This window comes from Halorussus sp. MSC15.2 (genome assembly GCF_010747475.1).
Lineage (GTDB): Archaea > Halobacteriota > Halobacteria > Halobacteriales > Haladaptataceae > Halorussus.
Genome location: NZ_VSLZ01000001.1, coordinates 97,037 through 114,600, shown reverse-complemented (window position 1 = coordinate 114,600; position 17,564 = coordinate 97,037). Strand labels below are relative to the sequence as shown.

At 66.2% G+C, this 17,564-nt stretch carries 21 protein-coding genes and 2 pseudogenes; 16 read left to right on the top strand and 7 right to left on the bottom strand.

The genetic code is table 11. The features are described from left to right. Nucleotides 1-11: 11 nt before the first annotated feature. Together radA and FXF75_RS00595 are read left to right on the top strand one after the other, a co-directional pair. Nucleotides 12-1,045: pseudogene (radA, locus tag FXF75_RS00600) on the top strand (DNA repair and recombination protein RadA). Nucleotides 1,046-1,200: 155 nt separating this feature from the next. Further along, nucleotides 1,201-2,190, top strand: coding sequence for an AI-2E family transporter (locus FXF75_RS00595; RefSeq protein WP_163519641.1), 990 nt, complete (start codon nucleotides 1,201-1,203; stop codon nucleotides 2,188-2,190). Between the two features lie 102 nt (nucleotides 2,191-2,292). On the opposite strand, the gene sufU is transcribed toward FXF75_RS00595, so the two are convergent. From sufU to FXF75_RS00575, 4 genes are all read right to left on the bottom strand, one after another. Then, nucleotides 2,293-2,721: a Fe-S cluster assembly sulfur transfer protein SufU gene (gene sufU / locus FXF75_RS00590; RefSeq protein WP_163519640.1), complete on the bottom strand. Its 429-nt coding sequence runs from the start codon at nucleotides 2,719-2,721 to the stop codon at nucleotides 2,293-2,295. A gap of 58 nt (nucleotides 2,722-2,779) precedes the next feature. Further along, nucleotides 2,780-3,226 carry a hypothetical protein gene (locus FXF75_RS00585; RefSeq protein WP_163519639.1) on the bottom strand — a complete coding sequence of 149 codons (447 nt, stop codon included), beginning with the start codon at nucleotides 3,224-3,226 and terminating at the stop codon, nucleotides 2,780-2,782. A gap of 699 nt (nucleotides 3,227-3,925) precedes the next feature. Further along, on the bottom strand, nucleotides 3,926-4,603 hold the full coding sequence (locus FXF75_RS00580) for an HD domain-containing protein (protein ID WP_163519638.1): 678 nt from the start codon (nucleotides 4,601-4,603) through the stop codon (nucleotides 3,926-3,928). A gap of 39 nt (nucleotides 4,604-4,642) precedes the next feature. Next, the gene (locus tag FXF75_RS00575; protein ID WP_375335522.1) at nucleotides 4,643-5,881 is read right to left on the bottom strand and encodes an aminotransferase class V-fold PLP-dependent enzyme; all 1,239 of its coding nucleotides are present in this window, start codon (nucleotides 5,879-5,881) and stop codon (nucleotides 4,643-4,645) included. Nucleotides 5,882-6,068: 187 nt separating this feature from the next. On the opposite strand from FXF75_RS00575, the gene FXF75_RS00570 reads away from it, so the two are divergent. Beyond that, nucleotides 6,069-6,308 (top strand): hypothetical protein, encoded by a 240-nt coding sequence (locus FXF75_RS00570; protein WP_163519527.1) that lies wholly within the window; start codon nucleotides 6,069-6,071, stop codon nucleotides 6,306-6,308. On the opposite strand, the gene FXF75_RS00565 is transcribed toward FXF75_RS00570, so the two are convergent. Together FXF75_RS00565 and FXF75_RS00560 are read right to left on the bottom strand one after the other, a co-directional pair. Then, nucleotides 6,309-6,599, bottom strand: a complete 291-nt coding sequence (locus FXF75_RS00565) for a DUF424 domain-containing protein (protein ID WP_163519636.1) — start codon at nucleotides 6,597-6,599, stop codon at nucleotides 6,309-6,311. Next, nucleotides 6,596-7,348 carry a tetratricopeptide repeat protein gene (locus FXF75_RS00560; protein ID WP_163519635.1) on the bottom strand — a complete coding sequence of 251 codons (753 nt, stop codon included), beginning with the start codon at nucleotides 7,346-7,348 and terminating at the stop codon, nucleotides 6,596-6,598. Before FXF75_RS00560 ends, FXF75_RS00565 begins: the two co-directional genes overlap by 4 nt. A 181-nt stretch (nucleotides 7,349-7,529) precedes the next feature. Between FXF75_RS00560 and thpR the strand changes: the two genes are divergently transcribed. From thpR to FXF75_RS00535, 5 genes are all read left to right on the top strand, one after another. Then, a complete protein-coding gene (gene thpR, locus FXF75_RS00555) occupies nucleotides 7,530-8,087 on the top strand; it encodes an RNA 2',3'-cyclic phosphodiesterase (protein ID WP_163519634.1) in 558 nt (185 codons plus the stop codon). Further along, nucleotides 8,084-8,671: an arsinothricin resistance N-acetyltransferase ArsN1 family B gene (locus FXF75_RS00550; RefSeq protein ID WP_163519633.1), complete on the top strand. Its 588-nt coding sequence runs from the start codon at nucleotides 8,084-8,086 to the stop codon at nucleotides 8,669-8,671. The genes thpR and FXF75_RS00550 overlap by 4 nt, the downstream gene beginning before the upstream one ends. A 61-nt stretch (nucleotides 8,672-8,732) precedes the next feature. Continuing rightward, a complete protein-coding gene (locus FXF75_RS00545) occupies nucleotides 8,733-8,885 on the top strand; it encodes a 50S ribosomal protein L39e (RefSeq protein ID WP_163519632.1) in 153 nt (50 codons plus the stop codon). Further along, nucleotides 8,885-9,163, top strand: coding sequence for a 50S ribosomal protein L31e (locus FXF75_RS00540; protein ID WP_163519631.1), 279 nt, complete (start codon nucleotides 8,885-8,887; stop codon nucleotides 9,161-9,163). The genes FXF75_RS00545 and FXF75_RS00540 overlap by 1 nt, the downstream gene beginning before the upstream one ends. A gap of 4 nt (nucleotides 9,164-9,167) precedes the next feature. After that, nucleotides 9,168-9,833 (top strand): translation initiation factor IF-6, encoded by a 666-nt coding sequence (locus FXF75_RS00535; protein WP_163519630.1) that lies wholly within the window; start codon nucleotides 9,168-9,170, stop codon nucleotides 9,831-9,833. Between the two features lie 208 nt (nucleotides 9,834-10,041). On the opposite strand, the gene FXF75_RS00530 is transcribed toward FXF75_RS00535, so the two are convergent. After that, entirely contained in the window at nucleotides 10,042-10,194 is a 153-nt protein-coding gene (locus FXF75_RS00530) for a hypothetical protein (RefSeq protein ID WP_163519526.1), read from the bottom strand. A 248-nt stretch (nucleotides 10,195-10,442) separates the two neighbouring features. Here FXF75_RS00530 and FXF75_RS00525 point away from each other — a divergent pair, with 248 nt between their 5' ends. The 8 genes and pseudogenes from FXF75_RS00525 (at nucleotide 10,443) to FXF75_RS00495 (ending at nucleotide 17,461) form a co-directional block, all read left to right on the top strand. Beyond that, nucleotides 10,443-10,778 carry a hypothetical protein gene (locus FXF75_RS00525; protein WP_163519629.1) on the top strand — a complete coding sequence of 112 codons (336 nt, stop codon included), beginning with the start codon at nucleotides 10,443-10,445 and terminating at the stop codon, nucleotides 10,776-10,778. A gap of 159 nt (nucleotides 10,779-10,937) precedes the next feature. Beyond that, entirely contained in the window at nucleotides 10,938-12,713 is a 1,776-nt protein-coding gene (locus FXF75_RS00520) for a nitrite/sulfite reductase (RefSeq protein ID WP_163519628.1), read from the top strand. A gap of 2 nt (nucleotides 12,714-12,715) precedes the next feature. Continuing rightward, nucleotides 12,716-13,041: pseudogene (locus FXF75_RS00515) on the top strand (DUF6360 family protein). Next, entirely contained in the window at nucleotides 13,034-14,623 is a 1,590-nt protein-coding gene (locus tag FXF75_RS00510) for a CbiX/SirB N-terminal domain-containing protein (RefSeq protein WP_163519627.1), read from the top strand. The pseudogene FXF75_RS00515 and the gene FXF75_RS00510 overlap by 8 nt, the downstream one beginning before the upstream one ends. Beyond that, nucleotides 14,620-15,471, top strand: coding sequence for a uroporphyrinogen-III C-methyltransferase (cobA, locus tag FXF75_RS00505; protein WP_163519626.1), 852 nt, complete (start codon nucleotides 14,620-14,622; stop codon nucleotides 15,469-15,471). The genes FXF75_RS00510 and cobA overlap by 4 nt, the downstream gene beginning before the upstream one ends. Beyond that, the gene (locus tag FXF75_RS00500; protein ID WP_309221730.1) at nucleotides 15,468-16,571 is read left to right on the top strand and encodes an anthranilate phosphoribosyltransferase; all 1,104 of its coding nucleotides are present in this window, start codon (nucleotides 15,468-15,470) and stop codon (nucleotides 16,569-16,571) included. The genes cobA and FXF75_RS00500 overlap by 4 nt, the downstream gene beginning before the upstream one ends. Nucleotides 16,572-16,907: 336 nt before the next feature. Continuing rightward, the gene (locus tag FXF75_RS22975; RefSeq protein ID WP_275897370.1) at nucleotides 16,908-17,042 is read left to right on the top strand and encodes a hypothetical protein; all 135 of its coding nucleotides are present in this window, start codon (nucleotides 16,908-16,910) and stop codon (nucleotides 17,040-17,042) included. Continuing rightward, on the top strand, nucleotides 17,039-17,461 hold the full coding sequence (locus FXF75_RS00495) for a low molecular weight phosphatase family protein (protein WP_163519625.1): 423 nt from the start codon (nucleotides 17,039-17,041) through the stop codon (nucleotides 17,459-17,461). Before FXF75_RS22975 ends, FXF75_RS00495 begins: the two co-directional genes overlap by 4 nt. Nucleotides 17,462-17,564 lie beyond the last annotated feature (103 nt).

Sequence of the window (17,564 nt, the reverse complement as noted above, 5' to 3'; positions counted from 1 at the left end):
CGAAGTGTACGATGGCAGCAGACGTAGACCTCGAAGAACTGCCGGGCGTCGGTCCGGCGACGGCGGAAAAGCTCCGAGACGCAGGCTTCGACTCCTACGAGGGCCTCGCGGTCGCGGCCCCTAGCGAACTCTCGAACACCGCCGACGTCGGCGACTCGACCGCCTCCGACATCGTTCAGGCGGCCCGCGAGGCCGCGACGTGGGCGGGTTCGAGACCGGCGCGGCCGTGCTGGAACGCCGCGAGAAAATCGGTAAGCTCAAGTGGAAAATCGACGAGGTGGACGACCTCCTGGGTGGCGGCGTCGAGACCCAGTCCATCACCGAAGTGTACGGCGAGTTCGGTGCCGGGAAGTCGCAGGTCACCCACCAGCTGGCGGTCAACGTCCAACTCCCGCGCGAACACGGCGGTCTCGGCGGGAGCGCCATGTTCGTGGACAGCGAGGACACGTTCCGACCCGAGCGTATCGACGACATGGTTCGGGGTCTCCCGGACGAGGCGATTCAGGCCGCGATGGACGAGCGCGAAATCGAGGGCACGCCCGACGACGACGAGGCGATGGAGGAACTCGTCGAGGACTTCCTCGATAAGATTCACGTCGCGAAGGCGTTCAACTCCAACCACCAGATGCTCCTTGCCGAGAAGGCTGAGGAACTCGCCAACGAGACCCAAGACGACGAGTATCCCGTCCGCCTGCTCTGCGTGGACTCGCTGACGGCCCACTTCCGCGCGGAGTACGTCGGCCGTGGCGAACTCGCCGAGCGCCAGCAGAAACTCAACAAGCACCTCCACGACCTCGACAAGGTGGGTAACCTCCACAACACCGCGGTGGTCGTGACGAATCAGGTCGCGTCGAACCCCGACTCGTTCTTCGGCGACCCGACCCAGCCCATCGGCGGGAACATCCTCGGTCACAAGTCCACGTTCCGCATCTATCTCCGGAAATCGAAAGGCGACAAGCGTATCGTCCGCCTCGTGGACGCGCCGAATCTCGCCGACGGCGAGGCCGTCATGCGCGTGGAAGACGGCGGTCTGAAGCCCGAGTAAGGCGGTATTCGTTTTCTACTCTTCGCTTCTCTCGTCGTAGATACTCGGTCGGCGTGACAGATGGCCGAGACTGGTCGGTCGAAGCGTACGCACACGACCCTAGCTGTCGAGTCGGCCCGTCTGCCTTTACGCACCAGTCACATCTATGGAGATACATGAAGGCCCGAACCGCGTTCGCAGTCGTTCTAGTCGGCACTCTCGCGGTTCTCTCGATACTCGTCGTCAGGCCGTTCCTCGATTATCTCCTCGCGGCGATGCTAGTGGCGTTCGTACTCACACCGGCCCAGCGGCGGTTAGCACCGGAAATCGGGGAGCGGGTCTCCGCACTCTTGCTCGTCGCCGTGACGGTCGTCCTCTTCGTTGGACCGGCCGCGTTCCTGATTCGGGCCGCGTTGGAAGGCGTCGGCGACGTGCCGACGAGTCTGAGCGAACTCCCCACGTTTCAGTCGGCCGAGCGATTCGTCGAGCGAACCTTCGGCGTTCAAATCGGACCCCAAGTCAGTGGGTTCATCGAGAGTCTCGGGTCGATGGTCGCCGAGCGGAGTTCCAGTCTGGCGAGTACCGGCGTCCATGTCTTCCTCGGCGTTCTCCTGTTCCTATTCCTGCTCTACTACCTGCTCAAAGACGGTGATACCCTCGTTCGCTGGGCCAAAGACGTCACACCGCTTCCGGAAGACGTGCAGAACCGACTCTACGGCGCGGCCGAGGAAGTGACGTGGGCGGTCCTGAAGGGCCACGTCTTCGTCGCCTCTCTACAGGGGTTCGTCTCCGGACTCGGTCTCTTCGCGCTCGGAGTCCCCGACGCCGCCTTCTGGACGGTCGTGATGATGTTTCTGGCGATGGTCCCGATAGTCGGCGTCGCTCCGGTCATGGGCGGTGCGACCATCTATCTCGTCGTGGAGGGGCGACCGCTCGCCGCCGCTCTGCTGGTCGTCTACGGGATGACGGTCGTCGCGATTACCGACGACTACCTGCGAGCGCTCGTCATCGACAAGGAGTCGTCGCTTCACTCCGGGGTCGTCCTCCTCGGCGTGTTCGGTGCGGCGTACTTCCTCGGGGCTATCGGTATCTTCGTCGGCCCCATCATCCTCGCGCTGTTCAAGGCGACCGTCGAGGTGTTCGAGGAGTACTACGACCTCGCGTGACCGGTCCCCGATGGTTCGGGCGTATAGAATCGCAGAATGGCGTCGCTCACGGGAACAGACGAATCGCTACGTTCGCTCGCGGTGAAAAACGGAACCGCCGAGTTACTCGTCGTCGTCTTCGGTCGTCGTCTTGTCGAGGTCCTTCTCGCCCTCGTAAATCTCCGCACCGTCCTGCACGACCTTCTCTGCGAGGACCGCACACTTGACCCGCATCGGGCTGATGTCCACCCCGAGTAGGTCGATGACGTCGTCGCGGTCGAGTTCCTGCATCTCCGCGACGGACATGCCCTTCAGCTCCTTGCTCAGCATGCTCGCGCTGGCCTGACTGATGGCGCAGCCGTCGCCGCGGAACGCGACTCGCTCGATGACCTCGTCGTCCTCGTCGAGTTGTACGTCTATCGTGATTTCGTCGCCACACATCGGGTTCTCGCCAGCGTGAGAGAACGTCTTCTCTTCCAGTTCCCCGTAGTTACGCGGGTTCTTGTAGTGGTCGAGAATCTGCTGGCGATACATGTCCGAGCCCATGCCCATTGTTGAACGCAGATAGGTGAGTACGGCGTAAAAGGGTTGCGCAGACGCAATTGCGCGACTACACCACGTAGTTGATGAGCGCGGCGTCCACCACGAGCAGGGTGGCGACCAGCGAGTTCGTCCGGAACGCCATCTTCAGTCGAGTCGGGAGTTCGCGGACGTTCGCCTCGCGGGCGCTCTTGGTCTCGTACCACGACCAGACGCTCGTCAGCGCGAAGACGCCGTAGAGCGTCATCATGGCGATAAGGGCGGTCCCGCGAAGCCCCTCGGGGAGTTCGTTGTCGTACAGGTACCAGAGCGCGCCGCCGCCCGACGCGCCCATCACCACGATGCCGCCGAGCGCGAACCACTTCAGCGAGTCCAGCACGTCCAGCGCGAACCCGGGCGCGTCGTTTCGCCGGGCCGCGGGCAGGACGAGCATCCCGGTCACGAGGTAGCCGCCGGTCCAGAGGACGGCCATCAGTACGTGAATCGCCATCAGGGACGCGATAGTCCAGTCTACCATGTCCGGAGTGTGTGACGGAACTGGCAAAAAGCGGCCGGTTCCGGACGAACGGGCCGGATGGTCTTCCTCGCCCCGACATATTAGTGGCAGTTTGACACGAAGTAAGATAATTGTCCGACGAGCCGAAACGTCGGACCGACATGATGCCCTCCAGACGAACGTTCGTCTGCTCGGTACTTGGAAACAGTTTAATCGGTGTCGGAGGGTGCCTCGGCAGGCTCTCCAAGTCGCCCGAATCCCGACCGACGCAACGGCCGCCACAGAAGGTACGCGCGAGCCTCCCGGAGTCGGTCAATCAGACGTTCGAAGCGACCGTCAAAGAGTGGGCCGACTCCGAAATACGAATCCGGGTCAGGACGGAGCTTACAGGAGCGACCGACGACCTCGAACCGACGCGGATGGTCCTCAAATTCAACGAAGGCGACGAATTACGAGACGAGACAGTGATTTCTGAACCACGCTTCAGTGAGCAGATGACCGCCACGCTCGTCGGACAGGTCCGGCCAGACGAAGAAGATGTCAGCCTCAGTAGTCATACGGAGTTCGAACCGAACGGTTCGCTGTCGATTCATCACACGAAGTTACTTCCGGATAACTGAGCGAGTATATCGGTCGAGAGAACACTCCTGAATAGGAAATCGACACCTGTACGTCGCTTATATCGTCGTTCGTACACCGTCACCGCTCGTCTGTCACCGTTTAGGCATCCCCCGCGACTTCACGCTCGAATCGCTCGGCGAACTCGGCAACGTACGCCCGGCGCTCCTCGGCGACTTCCCGGCCCGCCTCTGTGTACATTCGCTCGGGGAGCGCGAGGACTTTCTTGTGGAGGTGGTTGAACTGCGTCTCGCCGACCGGGCTGTCGTCCGCCTCCGGCGGCAGGTCGGGGTCGTGTATCGGACTGCCGAGTTCGCCGCCGTAGGAGAAACACCGGGCGATTCCGACCGCGCCGAGCGCGTCGAGGTTGTCTGCGTCGGAGAGAATCTCGGCCTCGCGGGTCTCGGGTTCCACGTCGTTGGAGTAGCGGTGCGCCCGGACGCAGTGCTGGACCGCCTCGACGGTCTCGGCGTCCGCGCCGAGGTCCCGGAGGATTTCGCCCGCCTCCCGCGCGCCCCACTCGGCGTGGTCGTCGATTTCGCCGCGGTCCTCCCTCGCTCGGCCGATGTCGTGGAGCCAGACCGCCGCGAACAGCACGTCCTCGTCCGCGTCGTACTCCTCGGTGAGCGTCTCGGCGATTCGGGCCACGCGCTCGACGTGATGCCAGTCGTGGGCGGGCGAGACGCCGTCAGAGCTTCGCTCTGACGAGCCTCGGCTCGATTCGCTCGCCGAGACGCTGTCGAAGTACGTCTCGGCGCGTTCACGCACCTCCCGTCTCATATCATCCGAAACACAGGAGAGCCGGAAAAAGGAGTCGGATTAGGCGAACAACTGCCGCGCGCTGTCGATGGCCTCCATCAGTTCGTCGATTTCGTCGGTGGTGTTGTAGAGGTAGAACGACGCCCGCGCGGAGGCCGCGACGCCGAGTTTGTCGTGGAGCGGTTGGGTGCAGTGGTCGCCCGCCCGGATGGCGACCGCGTGGTCGTTCATGATGGAGGCGAGGTCGTGGGCGTGGACCCCGTCGAGGTTGAACGCGACGAGTCCGCCGCGGTCGGTCGGGTCGGTCGGACCGTAGATTTCGATGTCGTCGAACTCGGCCATCCGGTCGAGGGCGTACTCCGCCAGCGTCTCCTCGTGGCGGCGAATCGCGTCCATGCCCACGTCTTCGAGGTACTCGACCGCTTCGGCGAAGCCGATGCCCTGCGCGATGACGGGCGTCCCGGCCTCGAACTTCCACGGCAGGTCGTTCCACTTGGCCTCGTCGAAGGTGACTTTCTTTATCATGTCGCCGCCGTACTGGAACGGTTCCATCGCCTCGAGGATTTCGCGCTTGCCGTAGAGACCGCCGACGCCGGTCGGGCCGACCATCTTGTGGGCCGAGAAGGCGTAGAAGTCGGCGTCGATGTCCTTCACGTCCACCGGACGGTTAGGCACCGACTGCGCGCCGTCCACGAAGATGTACGAGTCGTGGTCGTGGGCGAGGTCGGCCAGTTCCGAGACGGGGTTGACGGTCCCGAGCGTGTTCGAGACGTGGAGGACGCTGACCATCTCGGTGTCGTCGGTAATCAGTTCGGCGGCGGCGTCCATGTCGAGGTAGCCGTCTTCGGTCACGGGGATGTACTTCACGTCCGCGCCGGTCTTCTCGCCGATTTGTTGCCACGTCACCAGCGAGGCGTGGTGTTCCATCTCGGTCAGGACGATTTCGTCGCCCGGCCCGAGTTCGTTGAGGCCCCACGCGTAGGCCACGAGATTCTCGGCCTCGGTGGTGTTCTTCGTGAAAATCATCTCCTCGCGGCCGTCCGCGCCGACGAACTCGGCCACCGTGTCGTGGGCCTCCTCGTAGGCGATGGAGGCTTCTTGGCTCAACTGGTGGATGCCGCGGTGGACGTTGGCGTTGTAGTTGCGGTAGTAGTCGGCGATGGCGTCGATGACCTGATTCGGCTTCTGACTCGTCGCGCCGTTGTCGAGGTAGACGACCTGCTGGCCGTCGAACTCCCGTTGCAGGATAGGGAAGTCCTCCCGGATTCGGGCCACGTCGAGCGCGTCCGATTGTTGCAGTCCCATTGTGCGGAGATACGGTTTCTAGCAAGAACATTCCTTCGGTCCCGGCGACGGTTCGTAACCGGAACCGGTTTCGCCGCGACCGGCACGTTCGGGCGACGAAACCGAAGGCGAAGGAGAAGTGAAGAGCAAGGAGAAGGCGACTCGGGGACGGGATTAAGACCCTGCGACCCGATGCCACCGTATGGTCTCCAAACGACGACTCGGCGCGAACCTGCTCCTGCTGGGTCTCGCGTTCGTCGGCGCGTTCCACGCGGTGGCGGCCATCGCGTTCGACACCGGACTGGCGTCCGTCGGGGCGGGGGTGACGGGAATCTCTGTGCTGTCGATGATGGTCGTCAACCTCCCGATGCTCGGCGACGGCGACGGAAGTGACGACGACGAAGAGACCGGCGGCGAAACCGAGAGCGCCGCCGAGGAGTAGCTACATCCGGAGAAACTGGGCGTGACGGGTCGTCTCCACGTCGAGGACGTTCGCCTCGTCCACGAACCCCTCACGAATCGCGAGTTCGACCGCTTCGGTCCCGACGAGGTTGGCGACCGAGGCGCGGGCGAGACTGTCCACGACGGTCTGTTCGTCGGCCTCGTCGCCGCCGTAGAACTCTTCGGTGACCGTCAGCGAGACGCCGTCGTCCTCGAACGTCTCGCCGAGAACGTCGTCGTCACAGACCGAGACGAGCAACCCCTCGTCGGTCTCGCGCTCGTTGAGTATCATTGCTGTCGTCGCTGTTCCTCCTGTTCGTCGATGAGTTCCTGTTCGGCCTGTTCGCGGAGTTCTTCGGCCTCCTCCGCGATTTCCTCGGCCTCGTCGTACTGACCGAGTTCTTCGAGAGCGCGGGCCTTCTCGTCCAGTATCTGGGAGTTGCGCAGGCCGAGTCGGATGGCGTTTTCGAGGCTGGTCAGGGCGTCCTCGGCGAGACCGCGTTCGAGCAGGAAGAACCCGCGGTTGAACCACGCCTCGGCGAACCGCTCGTCGATTTCGACCGCCTTCTCGGCGTGTTCGAGCGCCTGTTCGCTCCGGCCGGACTCCCAGAGGGCGTAGGCCAGATTCGTCTCGGCGGTGGCGGCGTGTTCGCTGTCCTCGTCGATGCGGATGGCCTCCCGATAGTCGCCGATGGCGGCGTCCCACTCTTCTAGTTCGGCGTGGGCCGCGCCCTTGTTCGTCCACGCTTCCTGTTCGAGTTTACTGTCGTCTGGGGCGAACTGGGCGGCGCGCTCGAAGGTGTCGGCGGCCTGTTCGAAGCGGTTGATTCGCATGTAGTTCAGGCCCACGTCGATGAGTTCCTCCACGTCCACGTTATCGCCGACGTTCTGCTGGTCGAGCAGGTCGGCGACGACGCGGGAGTCCACCGGGTCCACCTTGTCGGGGTCCACGTCCAACTCGGGCGGGTCGAGGTCGAACCCCTCGTAGGGGTCGTCGAACCGCTCGTCCTCGGAGAAGTCGTGGTCCTCGGGGTCAGTCATGTCTCGGTGTTTGGCGTTCAGCGGTGTTAAGGACTACGCCATAGGAATCGGGCGGGAATACGCTCTGGGTCCACGGTTTCGGTTCGGTTCCGCGGGAGACCACCGAGACCGATTCACTTCTCGGCCGTCCGTCCTCACGACCACCCACCTTCAAGCACGCCACCGACGAAACTCGAACCGAATGAGACTCTTCGTGAGCATCGACTTGCCCGACGACTTCGCCGCGGAGGTCGAGCAGGTCCAAGCCCAGTTCGCGGACGCGACCGGCCTGAACTTCACCGACCCCGAGCAGGCCCACGTCACGCTCAAGTTCCTCGGCGACGTGAATCAGGGCGAACTCCCGCGGGTGAAGAACGCCGTCCGACGGGCTATCGAGAAGTCCGGAGTCGAACCCTTCGAGACGACCTACGAGGGTGTCGGCGTCTTTCCGGACATCGGCTACATCAAGGTCCTCTGGCTCGGGGTGGGCGAGGGGAGCGAGCAGATGACCGACCTCCACGAGACCATCGAGCGGGAGGTGACGAGGCTCGGGTTCGACCCCGAGGACCACGACTTCACGCCCCACGTCACCCTCGCGCGGATGGAACACGCCGGCGGCAAGGAACTGGTACAGGAGAACGTCGAGGAGTTGGACCCGACCGTCGGGACCACCGAAGTCACCGAGGTTCGGTTGACCGAGAGCGTGCTGACCGACGAGGGTCCGGAGTACTCGACGGTGGAGTCGTTCGCGCTAGAATGATTCGACTCGCCGACGAGGGGGACGCGCCCGCGATTCGGTCCGTGTACGCCCCGATAGTTCGGAACACCGCCATCTCCTTCGAGGACGACCCGCCGAGCGCCGCGGAGATGGCCGACCGCGTCGCCGACGCGTTCCCCGAGTTTCCGTGGCTGGTCTGTGAAATCGACGACGAAATCGCGGGCTACGCTTACGCGGGTCGCCACCGCGAGCGCGGGGCCTACCGTTGGTCGGTGGACGTGTCGGTGTACGTCGCGGCGGACCACCGACGGCGGGGCGTCGGTCGAGGCCTCTACGAGTCGCTGTTCGAAATCCTTCGTTTGCAGGGGTTCTGTAACGCCTACGCGGGTATCGCACTTCCGAACCCCGCGAGCGTCGCGCTCCACGAGTCGTTCGGCTTCGAGCGAGTGGGCGTCTACGAATCGGTCGGTTTCAAGCGCGGGGAGTGGCGCGACGTCGGGTGGTGGCAGTCGCAGTTGCGGGACCGCCCCGAAGACCCGGACGAACCGCGATATCTCGCGAACGTCCGAACGAGCGAGCGGTTCGAGACCGCGCTCTCGACGGGCGAGGATTCGGTGCAGACCTGACGCGGGCGAGCGACCCCAAAGGAACAAGATTTTAAGCTACGGCGGGGAAGAACGTGGTACCATGAGCAAGAAATCGAAAGCGAAGAAAAAGCGTCTGTCCAAGCTCGACCGTCAGAACAGTCGCGTTCCGGCGTGGGTCATCATGAAGACCGACCGCGAGACGATGCAGAACCCGAAGCGCCGTAACTGGCGGCGTCAGGACACCGACGAATAATGAGCGCGAACGACTTCGAGGAGCGCGTCATCACGGTGCCGCTCCGCGACGCCAAGGCCGCACCGAAGCACGAACGCGCCGACAAGGCGATGTCGCTCGTCCGCGACCACCTCTCGCAGCACTTCAAGGTCGAGGACGACGAAGTGCGTCTCGACCCCTCCATCAACGAGGAAGTCTGGTCGCGCGGCCGCAAGAAGCCGCCGAGCAAGCTTCGCGTCCGCGCCGCCCGATTCGAGGAAGAGGGCGAGACCATCGTCGAAGCGGAACACGCCGAGTAGAGCTTTGCTCCGCGCCGCCTTCGTCGGGTCGTCTTACGTCGGGGTCTTCGCTCGTGCGACCGACGAGCACCTGCTGGTCCGTCCGGACTTGGAGGACGACGTAATCGCCGACGTGAGCGACGAACTCGACGTCGAAGCCGTCGAGACCACGGTCGGCGGCTCTTCGACCGTCGGCGCGCTGGCGGTCGGCAACGAGAACGGACTGCTGGTCAGCAGTCGCGTCACCGACCGCGAGCGCGACCGAATCGCCGAAATCACGGAACTCGACGTGACCGAACTACCGGGCAAGATAAACGCCGCGGGGAACGTCGTCCTCGCCAACGACAAAGGGGCCTACGTCCACCCGGACCTCTCGCGCGACGCGATGCGGGCCGTCGAGGAGGCGCTGGAAGTGGACGTGGAGCGAGGCGACCTCGCGGACGTGCGGACGGTCGGCACCGCCGCCGTCGCCACCAACGAAGGCGTCCTCTGTCACCCGAAGGCGACCGACGACCAACTCGACCGACTGGAGGAAGTGCTGGACGTGCCCGCGGACATCGGCACCATCAACTACGGCGCTCCCCTGGTCGGGTCGGGACTGCTCGCCAACGAACACGGCTACGTCGTCGGACAGGAGACGACCGGGCCGGAACTCGGTCGCATCGACCAAGCGCTCGGATACATCGAGTAGCGGGACTCGACCGTCCGGCGGGCGTCACCGCCCCTTCTTCGTCTCGGTAGTGCCGTGTCGCTATGAAGCTGTAACTTTTCACTGACCGCGAACTCGTCCTCTTAGCCGAGGGTATGCAGAACGGAGAGCGTGCGTACCGCTGGACGCCGCGCTCCGAGGTTGACGGGCGGAGAGAATACTGCGGGTCGTACTGCTCCGAACCACCGACCTACTCCTCGTCGGTCTCGTCTTCGCGACGTTCGCTCAGGTGTTCCCAGATTTCGGTGCACCCCGCCCCGTCTTCGACGTCTTCCAAGTGACTCCGCTCGTCTGTCGATTCGTCGCTCGCGGGCGGCTCGTCGAGTGTTTCCTCGGCGGTCATTGATACGGTGTACGCAGACGACGTAGATAAGGCCGTGCTCGTCCGTAATCGCTACCGATGCTCGGATACAGAGGCGGTTCTATCCGGTACCGACGACGGCGCTCGGTCGGCCGAGACGGTCACGGAGCGACGGCGGCGGGCCAACGTCGTGGGTTTCGACGGTACTTCGACGTCAGCGAATCACGTGACAGTCGGCAAGCGTCGCGGGCGGCGACACCCTTACCCCCCGGCTGGTACTCCACGGTCGTATGGTCGTATCCGTCCACCAGTTAGACGACGGGGCTTGGCTCAGCGTCAACGACTCGCGGTCGGTCCCGGTGAGCCAACTGTGGCTCCTCGCGCGCCACGACTTCTGCGGGTGCGAGCAGGCGGATTTCCTCGCGGAGGGGTTCGTGGAGGTCGGCGTCGATTGGCCCGACATCGAGGGGCGCATCGCCGGGCAGTGCGTCGTCTGCGGAGCCAGCGGCGTCACCGACTGGCTGACGCTGGGGCGGGTGAACCGCGAGACCGGCGAGTTCAGGCAGGTCGTCCCGTCGAGCGTCCACGTTCCGGAGCGACGGACGCGGCTGGCGAACCCGGAGTAGGCGAGTCGCGGGTGTGACGGACGGTCGGAGACAGGAACGGGGGAGACGTGGCCCGAGACGGCCGTCACCGGAAGCCGCAATTCCCGCCGGTTGTTCGGAGCATCGGGGAAGCTTGACGGGGGAACTGGCGCTTTATTGGTAGACTGCGTTTTGCTGTCCATGCCGAGTAAAGTCGAGACCTGGAAGGACGAGATATACGGAGTGGAGATACGCGACCACCTCGAGCGATTCGCCGAAGAGGGGTGGGACGCCATCCCCGACGACGAACACGACGCGTGGTTCGAGCGGTTCAAGTGGTGGGGTCTCTACCACCAGCGGAAGGGGCAAGAGTCGTACTTCATGATGCGCATCGGCGTCCCGATGGGCCGACTCACGCCCGAACAGCTCCGCGTCGTCGGCGAGGTGGCGCGGGAGTACGCGACCGGCCCGGTCGAGAATCCCGAGTTCGGCGACGCCTACGCCGACTTCACGACGCGCCAGTCCATCCAGCTCCACTGGATAAAGGTCGAAGACATCCCGGACATCTTCGAGAAACTGGAGTCTGTCGGTCTCTCTACTATTCAGGCCTGCGGCGACTCGTGGCGGAACATCGTCGGGTCCCCCGTGGCCGGACGCGACGCCGACGAACACCTCGACGTGTGGCCCGTCGTCCAGAACCTCCACGACGAGTTCAAGGGCAACGACCTGTACGAGAACCTCCCCCGCAAGTGGAAGGTCGCGGTCACCGGCGACACCCGCGGGGCGGGACAGGGCGACATCAACGACCTCGCCTTCGAACCCGCGGTCAAGACCATCGACGGCGAAGAGGTCGATGGGTTCAACGTCCGAGTCGGCGGCGGTCTCGCCCGGAAGGAACCCCGGTTCGCCCGGGACATCGACGTGTTCTGCCGCCCGGAGAACGCGGCCGAGGTCGCGGCGGGCCTCTCGGGACTGTTCCGCGACTACGGCGACCGCGAGGACCGCTTCAGCGCTCGCATGAAGTTCCTCGTGGACGAGTGGGGGCCGGAGAAGGTCCGCTCGGTCCTGCAGGACGAGTACGTGGACTACGAACTCCCGACCGCCGGGGAGAACCTGCGCGACCAGTACGACTACAACGCCGGACGGTCCGACGCGCCGGGCGACTACGTCGGCGTCCACGACCAGAACGACGGCGACCACTTCGTCGGTCTCTCGGTGCTGGTCGGCCGGATGAGCGCCGAGGAGGTCATCGAACTCGCCGACCTCGCGGACTCCTACGGCTCCGAGATGATTGGCGTCACCCAGCGCCAGAACCTCATCGTGGGCGACATCCCCGCCGAGGAACTCGACGCCTTCCTCGACGAACCGCTGCTCGACGAGTACTCGCCCGACCCCCATCCGTTCCTCCGGGGGTCCATCGCGTGTACCGGCACCGAGTACTGCTCGCTGTCCATCGTCGAGACGAAGAACCGGATGGTCCGGTACGCCCGCTGGCTCAAGGAGAACGTGCCGGTGCCCGAGGGCGTCGAGGACTTCCACATCCACCTCTCTGGCTGCACCGCCTCCTGCGCCCAGCCCCAGATTGCCGACATCTCGCTCCGCGGGATGAAGGCCCGCAAGGACGGCGAACCCGTCGAAGCGTTCGACGTTGGTCTCGGCGGCGGTCTCGGCGAGAACCCCGAGTTCGCCGACTGGGTCGAGATGCGCGTGCCCGCCGACGAGATTCCGGGCTACATCCGGAACCTGCTGGAGGTCTACGAGGCCGAGCGCGAGGACGGCGAGAGCTTCCGGGACTTCATCCGGCAGCGCGACGAGGACGAGGTGCAGGCGCTCGCCGACCCCGAGGAGACCGACTACGAGGACCCCTACATGCACAACACGAAGATGACGTGGTACCCCTACGCCGAGGACGACGCGATGGACGACTCGCCCGCGCCGACCGACGCGCGGGGGAACCCCATCACGAGCGACGACTGACAATGGCAGACCGCGTACTGAAAGTCAACGCGTACACGACGCTGGACCTCGTGGAGGCCCGCGCCGAGGGCCACGACTTCGAGGAGTCGGCGTACGCCACGCTGAACGTGACCGCGCCGCGCAACGACCCCGACCGCGCGAACTCCAGTTCGAACTCGACAACACGAGTCTCGACGCGCTGCCGACCCACGCGGACCGCGCGGACCTCTCGCCGGAGCAGGCCCGGGCGCTGGCCGCGGACCTCGAAAAGTACGCCGAGAGAGTCGAAGAGGCACAGGCCGACGACCAGACCGAGGAGTCAGAACCGACCGAGAACACCGATGACTGAACAGGCGCTCGTCGTCGCGGGCCACGGCTCTCACCGCAATCCGGACTCCGCGACCCCGGTTCGCGTCGCGGTCGAGGCCGCACGCGAGCGCGGGAACTTCGCCGAGGTCCGCCCGGCGTACTGGAAGGAGGCCCCGTCGTTCCGGGACGTCCTGCACACCATCGACGCCGACGAGGCCATCGTCGTTCCGCTGTTCGTCAGCGAGGGCTACTTCGTGGAGCAGGTCCTCCCCCGGGAGTTCGGTCTCGGCGAGGACGACAGGGGCGACGACGGGCCGACCGTCCGGTACGCCGACCCGGTCGGCACCCACCCCGACATGACCGACGTCATCGCGGCCCGCGCCCGGCGGATGCTGGAGGGCGAGGGCGACGCCCACGGGAGTGCGGACCCCGAAGACGCCGCGCTCGCCGTCATCGGTCACGGCACCGAGCGCAACCCGAACAGCGCGGACGCCGTCTACGACCACGTCGAGGCGCTCCGCGAGCGCAGCGAGTTCGCCGAAGTCGACGCGCTGTTCATGGACGAGGCCCCCTACGTCGAAGACGTTCTGGACGAGTTCTCGGCCGACGAGGTGGCCGTCGTCCCGCTGTTCGTCGCCGACGGATTCCACACGCAGGACGAGATTCCCGAGCTACTGGGCCTCACCGACGACCCGAGGTCGGGCTACCCCGTCCCGGGAACCGTCGAGGGTCGGCGCATCTGGTACGCCTCGGCGGTGGGTACCGACCCCCTCGTCTTGGACGTGGTGCTGGAGCGCGCCGCGGAGGCGGGCGCGGACCTCGACTCCGCCGCCGCGGGTCCGGAGCGCCCGGTCCGCGAGGCGGCCGGGAACGAGTTCGTCTCGTGGGTCGAGAGCGCGTCCGACGCGTCCGGCGACGGGACCCGCGTCTGGGGCGAACTCGCCGTCACCGCGACCGGCGCGGGCGAGTACGACCTGCGCCACCGCAGCGACCGCGAGGCGGCCACCGCCGACCTCGACGAGCAGTCCGTCGGCGAACTGCCGGAACTGGTCCGGTACGCCGACGACGGCCGGTATCGCCCGTTCGCGGGCGAATCGACGCTCCCCGCGGGGTGGGTCCTCACCGGTCTCGACCGCGAGGGACTGCTGCGTGCGGTCTCGACCGTCTACCCGGCGAGCGTCGAACACTGGGCCGCCGAGCGCGCGGGCGACCTCGACCCGGTCCCGTTCCGCGCCGTCGCCGACCGACAGACCGGCATCTACGAGTCCGTCGCGGACTGCTCGCCGGAGGAAGTGGCGGGCACGGTCGCGGCGTGCTGCGAGAACTGCGAGAAGCGCCGGGAGTGGGACGCGGGCGACGCCGAGGGCGACGCGCCGGACGCCGACGAATCGTCCTGCGGTGACGTCGGTTCCGAGGGCGACGCGATTCCCTGCCGGGAGCCGTGTTCGTTCTTCGTCGCCGCGGCCCGCGAGTTCCACCACCACGAGTCCGAATCGACAGCAGAACACCCGACCGAGAGCGACGCGTCCGTCCCGCGGGGCGACATGACCGACCCCGCGAACGTCTACCGAGTTCGCTACCGGCGGGCGCGAGACGCCGACCAGACCAGACCACAACCATGAGCCACCCGAACAGAAACGCGACCACCGGCACCGTCTCCCTCGTCGGAGCGGGACCGGGCGACCCCGAACTGCTGACCGTGAAGGCCCGGCGACTGCTCGACGAGGCCGACGTCGTCTTCCACGACAACCTCGTGGGCGACGACCTCGTCGAATCGATTCCAGACTGCACGACCGTCGAGAACGTCGGGAAGCGACCCGGCGGCGACCGGACGCCGCAGGCCGAAATCAACGACATGCTGGTCCGCGAGGCGCGGGCGGGCCGCGACGTGGTGCGACTCAAGGGCGGCGACCCGACCCTGTTCGGCCGCGGCGGCGAGGAGGCCGAATACCTCGCGCGCCACGGCGTCCCCTTCGAGTTCGTGCCCGGCGTGACCAGCGCCATCGCGGGACCGAGCGCCGGAGGCATCCCGGCGACCCACCGCGACCACGCCTCCGCGCTCGCCGTCGTCACGGGCCACGAGGACCCCACGAAACCCGACAGCGCGATAGACTGGGAGGCGCTCGCAAACATCGTCTCGGCGGGCGGCACGCTCGTCGTCCTGATGGGCGTGGGGCGACTGCCGGACAACGTCGCGGCGCTCGAATCGCACGGGGTCGGCGCGGACACGCCGGTCGCGATGGTCGAGCGCGCGACGCTCCCGTCCGAGCGGACCGTGACGGGGTCGCTCGACACCATCGTCGAGCGCGCACGGAACGCCGATATCGAACCGCCCGCGGTCACCGTCGTCGGCGACGTGGTGAACGTCCGCGAGACGGTCGAGAACTGTCTGGGCGGGAGCGCGAGCGAACTCGGACCGGCGGTCGGCGTCGGTCGAGTCGAGGACGAAATCGAGGTGAACCAGCAGTGAGCAGCGACCGAGCATCGACCGGCGGCGGCGCGGAAGTCGAGGGCGAGTGGACGCTCCTCCGACTCCTGACCGAGGTCTGTGGCTCCGGCCCGAAGACCGCCGACGACATGACCTACGAGCAGGCCAGAGAGGCGTTCGCCCGCGTCCTCGTCGGGGACGCCGACCCGGAGACGCTCGGGGCGTTCCTGCTGGCGAACCGCTGGAAGGAGAGCACGCCCGAGGAACTGGCCGGGTTCGTGGACGCCATGCGCGAGCGGTCGGTCGTAGTGGCGGAACCCGACGCCGACCCGGTGGACTGCGGTGGCAACTACGACGGCAAGCAGAAGACGGCCGTGCTGGGCGTCGCCTCGGGACTGGTCGCGGCCGCGGCGGGAACGCCCGTGGTCGCCCACAGCGGTCCCTCGCTCCCCGCCAAGTACGGCACGACCTACGGCGACGTTCTGGACGAGTTGGGCGTCCCCACCGACCTCGACCCCGAACGGAGCGCCGCGATGGTGGACGACGTCGGGTTCGGCTTCTACGCCCAGTCGCGGTTCAATCCGCTCGTCCACGAGCGTCGGCCAGCCCGGAAGTCCATCGGCGTTCGGACCTCCATCAACACGGTCGAGACGCTGGCGAACCCCGCGAACGCGAGCGTCCACTTCGGGAGTTTCTACCACCTCTCGTACGCCGAGCGAATCGCCGGGACCGTCCGCGAGAGCCGCGAACTCCCCAACGAGCGAGTCGTGATGGCGCAGGGAATGGAAGGGTACGACGACGTGCGCCCGGGGACGACCCGGTTCGCCGTGTGGGATGCCGAGCGAAGCGACGGCGAAATTCGGGACGACACGGTCGAGACGGCCGCGCTCGGCGTCGAGTTCGAGCGCGACGACCTCGAAGTGGACGACCTCCCGGCCGACTCCGCCCGCATCACCGAGCGCGTGCTGTCGGGCGAACGCGACGGTCCGGTCGCCGACGCCGTCGCGCTCAACGCCGGCTTCCGCATCTACGCGGGCGGCGACGCCGATTCGGTCGGAGCGGGCGTCGAACTGGCCCGCGACGCGCTCGCCGACGGGAGCGCCGAGGGCCGCCTCGACGCGCTCCGAGCGTTCGAGGCCTAATCGTTTCGGTCGGTCTGGTCAGCGGTCTCGCGGACGGGAATGGTTCCGTATTTCTGGGAAGACGCTACGTTTTCGAGACGAATCGCCGGTTTCCGAATCGATAGCGAGTTCGCCATCGGTGTGAGTTCGGCGAGGACGCGAGTTCACCGAACGTGTGAGTGCCGACGGTGAAACGGACCGAGCGCGGACGCGGAACAGTTATCTGAATGCTCGCTCAATCGGTCGAACGATGCCCGAAGCCGACCGTCTCCGGCGACGCGTTTCCGAAGAGAGTGAGGACAACCGTCAGAGCGACGTGAACGCTCGATTGCAGACGGCGACCGCGGAGGCGGAGCGATGAACGACGAGACCCGACTCGCCTTCGTCTGCGTCCAGAACACCGAAGCGGCAGAGCCGCTTCGAGCCCCCGCTCGATTCGCTCGCGGGGACGCCGGACGGAGTCAGATGGCGACCGCGGAGGTAGGGCGATGAGCGACGAGACCCGAGTCGCCTTCGTCTGCGTCCAGAACGCCGGGCGGAGCCAGATGGCGACGGCGTTCGCCGAGCGGGAACGCGAGGAGCGCGGGGCCGAGGACGTGGCAATCGTCACGGGCGGCACCGACCCCGCCGACCACGTCCACGAGGAAGTGGTCGAGGTCATGCGCGAGCGCGGAATGGACCTCTCCGACTGGACGCCGCGGGAAGTGACTCACGAGGAGTTGCAGGAGTGCGATTACGTCGTCACGATGGGCTGTTCGGCGAACGATGTGTGTCCCGCGACGTGGTCGGGCGAGAACCGCGACTGGGGACTCGACGACCCAGACGGACGGGACCTCGACGCGGTGCGGGCGATTCGCGACGAAATCGAGGAGCGCGTCGCGGACCTGTTCGACGAACTCCAACGCGAGTGAGCCACCGAACGGCAGAGCGAACCGGAGAGCGACCGGCCGGTCGAGGGCGAGTCCGAACGGTGAGTGCCGCGTCGCCCACCGCGCCCGCCAGAGTGTCGCGAAA

Excerpts from the sequence above, each read along its gene's own strand:
- FXF75_RS00595 (WP_163519641.1), top strand. The coding sequence starts at position 1,201 with ATGAAGGCCCGAACCGCGTTCGCAGTCGTTCTAGTCGGCACTCTCGCG.
- sufU (WP_163519640.1), bottom strand. The coding sequence starts at position 2,721 with ATGGGCATGGGCTCGGACATGTATCGCCAGCAGATTCTCGACCACTAC.
- FXF75_RS00585 (WP_163519639.1), bottom strand. The coding sequence starts at position 3,226 with ATGGTAGACTGGACTATCGCGTCCCTGATGGCGATTCACGTACTGATG.
- FXF75_RS00580 (WP_163519638.1), bottom strand. The coding sequence starts at position 4,603 with ATGAGACGGGAGGTGCGTGAACGCGCCGAGACGTACTTCGACAGCGTC.
- FXF75_RS00570 (WP_163519527.1), top strand. The coding sequence starts at position 6,069 with ATGGTCTCCAAACGACGACTCGGCGCGAACCTGCTCCTGCTGGGTCTC.
- FXF75_RS00565 (WP_163519636.1), bottom strand. The coding sequence starts at position 6,599 with ATGATACTCAACGAGCGCGAGACCGACGAGGGGTTGCTCGTCTCGGTC.
- FXF75_RS00560 (WP_163519635.1), bottom strand. The coding sequence starts at position 7,348 with ATGACTGACCCCGAGGACCACGACTTCTCCGAGGACGAGCGGTTCGAC.
- thpR (WP_163519634.1), top strand. The coding sequence starts at position 7,530 with ATGAGACTCTTCGTGAGCATCGACTTGCCCGACGACTTCGCCGCGGAG.
- FXF75_RS00550 (WP_163519633.1), top strand. The coding sequence starts at position 8,084 with ATGATTCGACTCGCCGACGAGGGGGACGCGCCCGCGATTCGGTCCGTG.
- FXF75_RS00545 (WP_163519632.1), top strand. The coding sequence starts at position 8,733 with ATGAGCAAGAAATCGAAAGCGAAGAAAAAGCGTCTGTCCAAGCTCGAC.
- FXF75_RS00540 (WP_163519631.1), top strand. The coding sequence starts at position 8,885 with ATGAGCGCGAACGACTTCGAGGAGCGCGTCATCACGGTGCCGCTCCGC.
- FXF75_RS00530 (WP_163519526.1), bottom strand. The coding sequence starts at position 10,194 with ATGACCGCCGAGGAAACACTCGACGAGCCGCCCGCGAGCGACGAATCG.
- FXF75_RS00525 (WP_163519629.1), top strand. The coding sequence starts at position 10,443 with ATGGTCGTATCCGTCCACCAGTTAGACGACGGGGCTTGGCTCAGCGTC.
- FXF75_RS00520 (WP_163519628.1), top strand. The coding sequence starts at position 10,938 with ATGCCGAGTAAAGTCGAGACCTGGAAGGACGAGATATACGGAGTGGAG.
- FXF75_RS00510 (WP_163519627.1), top strand. The coding sequence starts at position 13,034 with ATGACTGAACAGGCGCTCGTCGTCGCGGGCCACGGCTCTCACCGCAAT.
- cobA (WP_163519626.1), top strand. The coding sequence starts at position 14,620 with ATGAGCCACCCGAACAGAAACGCGACCACCGGCACCGTCTCCCTCGTC.
- FXF75_RS22975 (WP_275897370.1), top strand. The coding sequence starts at position 16,908 with ATGAACGACGAGACCCGACTCGCCTTCGTCTGCGTCCAGAACACCGAA.
- FXF75_RS00495 (WP_163519625.1), top strand. The coding sequence starts at position 17,039 with ATGAGCGACGAGACCCGAGTCGCCTTCGTCTGCGTCCAGAACGCCGGG.